3 protein-coding genes are annotated in these 5,893 nt (G+C 69.5%); 2 read left to right on the plus strand and 1 reads right to left on the minus strand.

Translation table 11 applies throughout. From position 1 onward, the window contains the following. Nucleotides 1–35: 35 nt before the first annotated feature. Nucleotides 36–2,186 carry a 4-alpha-glucanotransferase gene (malQ, locus tag G6028_RS05915; RefSeq protein WP_338404157.1) on the minus strand — a complete coding sequence of 717 codons (2,151 nt, stop codon included), beginning with the start codon at nucleotides 2,184–2,186 and terminating at the stop codon, nucleotides 36–38. A gap of 190 nt (nucleotides 2,187–2,376) precedes the next feature. On the opposite strand from malQ, the gene G6028_RS05920 reads away from it, so the two are divergent. After that, the gene (locus G6028_RS05920; RefSeq protein ID WP_182640748.1) at nucleotides 2,377–3,588 is read left to right on the plus strand and encodes an acetyl-CoA C-acetyltransferase; all 1,212 of its coding nucleotides are present in this window, start codon (nucleotides 2,377–2,379) and stop codon (nucleotides 3,586–3,588) included. A 41-nt stretch (nucleotides 3,589–3,629) separates the two neighbouring features. Then, the gene (locus G6028_RS05925) at nucleotides 3,630–5,819 is read left to right on the plus strand and encodes a 3-hydroxyacyl-CoA dehydrogenase NAD-binding domain-containing protein (protein ID WP_182640747.1); all 2,190 of its coding nucleotides are present in this window, start codon (nucleotides 3,630–3,632) and stop codon (nucleotides 5,817–5,819) included. The last annotated feature ends 74 nt before the right edge of the window (nucleotides 5,820–5,893 follow it).

Consider the following 5,893-nt stretch of genomic DNA (forward strand, 5'->3'; position numbering starts at 1 on the left):
CGCGACCCGGGGGCTCTCGTCATACCACCCCACCTTCACCGGGCCACCGCGCCCCACACCCGCCCCGCAAGGCCGGAGTCACGTAGTCCCTCCACGGAGACCACCGCACCCCGGCTGTCGGTGAGCGGGACACGCCAGTTGGGGTACTCCTCGGACGTCCCCGGCATGTTGACCGGCCGGCGATCTCCAGCCAGGTCGGCGACGGACACGGCGTACAGGAGAGAGGGCGCCGCGGACAGGAAGGCGTGGAGCGCCACCACCAGGTCTTCCGGGCTGTCGCCCTCGAGGAGACCGCGCTGCCTGACCGCCTCGGTGTAGGAACGGATCTCGGCCGCGGCATCGAGGCGCTCCTGCTCCGCATCGCCCGTCAGCTGGCCCAGCTCCTCGCGGACGTCGACGTGGACGAGATCGACATAACCTGCAGTCGGGGGGAGGTCGTGGGTCGTCACCGAGGCCATGCACAGTCGCCGGTAGTCCTCCGGAGGCGTCGGCCGGCCATCCTCCTGCTCGAACCACATCACCGAGGTTCCCATGACTCCTCGCTCGGACAGTTCCTCCCGAACCCCCGGTGCGACGGTCCCCAGGTCCTCTCCCACGACCACGGCTCCGGCACGTGACGCCTCCAGAGCGAGGACCCCGATCATCGCCTCGTGGTCGTAGCGCACATAGGTTCCCTCGGTGGGCGCGAGTCCCGACGGTATCCACCAGAGTCGGAAGAGCCCGAGGACGTGGTCGATCCGGATCCCTCCCGAGTCCCGCAGCGCAGCGCGCACGATGTCCCGGAACGGTCGGTAGCCATCCTCGGCGAGCGCGTCCGGTCGCAGCGGGGGTTGAGACCAGTCCTGGCCCAGCTGGTTGTAGGCGTCCGGCGGCGCGCCCACGGTGACCCCGCGTGCCAGTGAGCGGTGGAGGGCCCAGGCGTCGGCGCCGGTGGGATGAACCCCGACGGCGAGGTCGTGCAGGATGCCCAGACGCATCCCCGCCGACAGGGCCGCCCTCTGCGCCCCTGCACGCTGTTGAGCGACCTGCCACTGCAACCACTGGTGGAAACGGACCTCCTCCGCGTGGTCGTGCGCGTAGCGCGCCACCGCGTCGGAGTCCGGATCCCGGAGATCCTCGGGCCACCGCGACCAGTCCGGGCCCGCCTCGGCCGCCAGCGCGCACCACGTGGCGAAGCGATGGAGACCGGGTTCCTGTTCGACGACGAAGGCGTCGAACTCCCGTGCCCGATCATCCGACAGGGGAGCCGAGAACACCATCCGCAGCGCATCGAGCTTGGCACTCCAGGAGGAGTCGCGGTCGATGGTGTCCCGGGAGTTGTGCGGGTGCTGTGACCGCGCGAGATCATCGATTCTCCGCCTGTCCTCATCCGCCAGGGCGGTGTACTCCGGAATCTGCTCGGGACGGAGATACAGAGGCGAGGCGAACCTACGCGTGGTGGGTAGGTACGGGGACGGCTCCACCGGCGGGAACGGCTCCCCGGCGTGCATCGGGTTGACCAGGACGAAGTCGGCTCCGAGGTCCCGGCCCGCCCAGCCGGCGAGGTCGGCCAGATCGGCCAGGTCCCCGACCCCCCACGATTGCTCGGACCGGACCTGGTAGATCTGCGCGGCCAGACCGGCCGCGCGGCGTCGCGTGAGGTCCGCGGGAACCGGTATCGATTGCGGGGCCACCAGCAGGGTGGACTCGACCGTCCGGGATCCGGGAGCTGACGGGTCGGAGACCACGGCGACGAGCCGATGCCATCCGAGGGGGAGGGAGGCGGGGAGGTCGAGTTCGACGCGGTCGACGAGCACGCCGTCGACCTCCATCGACTCGGCAGGGGTGTCGGGGAGTTCCACATCGAGCGGTGCGGCCGAGTCCTCGAGATGGGCCGACAGCGTCACCGTGGCACCGCGTGGGACATGAACCGCGCACCTGGCGCTCGCCCCCCGCCTCGCCACTATCGTCGGTGGGAGCACCCGCCGCCACGGCCGCAGACGATTCTCCTCGAGGGCCTCACGGGCCGTGGTGCCGCTCTCGTCGTCGTCATCGCCGGCCCGGACGCCCATCGCGGCCAGAACCGCGCGCAGGGTCCGGGCGGTGATGTCCTGTCGGACTCCGCGCGCATCGGTGTAGCTCGTGGCGACCCCACACCTCTCGGCGAGCTCGACCAGGGCGGGGGGTACGGCGTCGGTCACGGTCACGGGGGTCCTCGCGTCGGGTCGGGCGGCGCCCCTGCCGGGACGCCGCGGACAGTCACGGTCCACTGTGCCATCGGAGCGCGCGGGGTGCGGGTCGACAAAAACGGACCGCACTCCGCGCGCGTTGGGTGGACAACGTAACCTGAGTTCGAACACGTATCAGTTCCGCCCAGAGAAAGGCCGTGGACAACCCATGACCGAGGCATTCATCTACGACGCCATCCGGACTCCGCGAGGCAAGGGCAAGCCTGGCGGCGCTCTGCACGGGGTCAAGCCGATCGACCTGGTCGTCGGTCTCATCGAAGAAATGCGGCGTCGGTTCCCCGACCTCGACGAGAACCGGATCTCGGACATCATCTACGGAATCGTCACCCCCCTCGGTGACCAGGGCATGGATCTGCCGCGCATCGCCGCGCTGGCCGCCAAGATGCCCGACACCGTGGCCGGCGTACAGATCAACCGCTTCTGCGCATCCGGCCTGACCACCATCAACATGGCCGCCCAGAAGATCCGCTCCGGATGGGACGAGGTCGTCCTCGCCGGCGGCGTCGAGTCCATGTCGCGTGTCCCGATGGGCACCGACGGCGGGGCCTGGGCCCTGGACCCGGCCACCAACTACGACACGTACTTCTCCCCGCAGGGGATCGGTGCCGACCTCATCGCCACCCTCGAGGGCTTCACCCGCGAGGACGTGGACCGCTACGCCGAGCGCTCGCAGCGGCTCGCCGCCCAGGCGTGGGAGGAGGGCCGGTTCACCAAGTCGGTCGTCCCGGTCAAGGACATCAACGGCGTCACCATTCTCGACCACGACGAGCACATGCGTCCGGGCACCACCGTCGAGAAGCTGGCCGGCCTCACGCCGTCGTTCGCCATGGTCGGCGACATGGGTGGCTTCGACGCCGTCGCGCTGCAGAAGTACCACTGGGTCGAGGAGATCAACCACGTCCACCACGGTGGCAACTCGTCCGGCATCGTCGACGGCGCCGCGCTCGTGGTGGTCGGTTCGGAGAAGGCCGGCAAGGAGATGAACATGACGCCGCGCGCCCGTGTCGTGGCCGCGGCCACCTCCGGCGCCGACACCACCATCATGCTCACCGGCCCGACCCCGGCAGCGAAGAAGGCTCTCGAGATCGCCGGCCTCACCTCTGACGACATCGATCTCTGGGAGCTCAACGAGGCCTTCGCCTCCGTCGTCCTGCGGTTCCAGAAGGACATGAACATCCCCGACGAGAAGCTCAACGTCAACGGCGGAGCGATCGCCATGGGCCACCCCCTCGGTGCGACCGGCGCCATGATCACCGGCACCGTGCTCGACGAGCTCGAGCGGACCGGCGGCAAGCGCGCCCTCATCACGCTCTGCGTGGGCGGCGGCATGGGAGTCGCCACCATCATCGAGCGCGTCTGATCCGCACCACCGACACCACAGCCTTGAGGAGTAGAGAACCAGTGAGCGAAAACATGTTCCGGTGGGAGCAGGACGGCGACGGCATCGTCACCCTCACCATGGATGACCCCGACCACGGCGCGAACACCATGAACGCCCGTTTCATCGACGACTTCTCGGAGACCGTCGGCCGCATCGAGGCCGAGAAGGACTCCATCAAGGGCGTCGTCCTGACCTCCGCCAAGAAGAGCTTCTTCGGTGGCGGCGACCTCAAGTCCATGATCACGGCGGGCCCCGAGGACGCCGAGCAGCTGTTCGAGCGGTCCATGGAGATCAAGGGCCGGATGCGCGCCCTCGAGACCCTCGGGGTCCCGGTCGTGGCCGCCATCAACGGTGCGGCCCTGGGTGGCGGCCTCGAGCTCGCGCTCGCGTGCCACCACCGCGTCATGGCCGACGCCCGCGGCGCCAAGGTCGGCCTGCCCGAGGTCACCCTCGGTCTGCTGCCGGGTGGCGGCGGGATCGTCCGGACCGTCCGCATGTTCGGCCTGGCCCAGGCCGTGCCCAACATCCTCATGTCCGGTCGGTCCTTCGCGCCGGCCAAGGCGCTCGAGGCCGGCCTCGTCGACGAGGTCGTGGCCCCCGAGCAGTTGATCGACGCCGCCAAGGCGTGGATCGGCACCGAGCCCGAGGCCACCCAGCCGTGGGACCGCAAGGGGTGGAAGCTCCCCGGCGGCACGATCAAGGACCCCGCACTGGCCGGCGTCCTGCCGTCCTTCCCCGCGAACATGCGCAAGCAGACCAAGGGCGCGCCCTCCCCGGCGCCGCGTGCCATCATGGCCGCGGCCGTCGAGGGCTCGCAGGTGGACTTCGCCACCGCGGAGAAGATCGAGGCGCGCTACTTCGTCTCGCTGGTGACCGGCGTCGTGGCCAAGAACATGATCCAGGCCTTCTTCTTCGACATGCAGCACTGCTCCTCGGGGGGAGCGCGGCCCAAGGCCGCCGACGGTTCGGAGATCCCCCGGACGCAGTTCACCAAGGTCGGAGTCCTGGGAGCCGGCATGATGGGCGCGGGCATCGCCTACGTCTGCGCCAAGGCCGGCATCGAGGTCGTGCTCAAGGATGTCGAGCAGGCCTCCGCCGACAAGGGCAAGGCGTACTCCGAGAGCATCGAGGCCAAGGCGCTCGAGCGTGGGCGCACCACCCAGGAGAAGTCCGACGCACTGCTCGCCCGCATCACACCCACGACGGACCCGCAGGCCCTCGCCGGCTGCGACCTCGTGATCGAGGCCGTCTTCGAGTCCCCGGACCTGAAGCGGAAGGTCTTCCAGGAGATCGAGGACATCGTCGCCCCCGACGCGTTGCTCGGTTCCAACACCTCCACCCTGCCCATCACCGACCTCGCGACCGGCGTCAAGCGGCCCGAGGACTTCATCGGCCTGCACTTCTTCTCCCCGGTCGACAAGATGCAGCTCGTGGAGATCATCTCGGGCGAGAAGACCACGCCCGAGACGCTGGCCAAGGCGATCGACCTCACCCTGCAGATCCGCAAGATCCCGATCGTGGTCAACGACTCCCGTGGCTTCTACACCTCGCGCGTGATCGGCACGTTCGTCAACGAGGCCATCGGGATGCTGGCCGAGGGCATCGAGCCCTCGACCATCGAGCAGGCCGGTCGCATCGCCGGATACCCGGCGGCGCCGCTGCAGTTGTCCGACGAGCTGAACCTCAACCTGATGGTCAAGATCCGTCAGGCCACCCGCGAGGCGGCGGAGGCCGCCGGGCAGGAGTTCGTGCCCGACGCGGTCGACCGGGTGATCCTCAAGATGGTCGAGGAGCTGGAGCGTTCCGGCCGTGCCGCCGGCGCAGGCTTCTACGAGTACGCCGACGGTAAGCGCGCCGGCCTCTGGCCGGGCCTGCGGGAGGCGTTCGACACCTCCCCGGAGAACGCGCCCCCGCTGCAGGACCTGGTGGACCGCATGCTGTTCGCCGAGGTGCTCGAGACGCAGAAGTGTGTGGACGAGGGCGTGATCGTCGACGACGCCGACGCCAACATCGGGTCCATCATCGGCATCGGGTTCCCGGCGTGGACGGGCGGGACCCGCCAGTACGCCAAGAACTACGCCGCACCCGGCGAGCACGTCGCCTCGGGCTACAAGGGTTTCGTCGCCCGAGCCGAGGAACTGGCCGCCAAGTACGGCGAGCGCTTCGCGCCCACCGAGTCGTTGAAGAAGGCGGCTGCCGAGCAGAACTGAACAGGCCACCGGCCGAGCGGTCCGCTCGACACGCGGTAGAGGCGGCCGCCCCCGGGAACCCCCGGGGGCGGCCG

The sequence above is a fragment of the Dietzia cercidiphylli genome, from assembly GCF_014145145.1.
GTDB classification, from domain to species: domain Bacteria; phylum Actinomycetota; class Actinomycetes; order Mycobacteriales; family Mycobacteriaceae; genus Dietzia; species Dietzia natronolimnaea.

Bases quoted from the DNA above. Each gene is read 5' to 3' on its own strand.
- G6028_RS05920 (WP_182640748.1), top strand. From the start codon at position 2,377: ATGACCGAGGCATTCATCTACGACGCCATCCGGACTCCGCGAGGCAAG.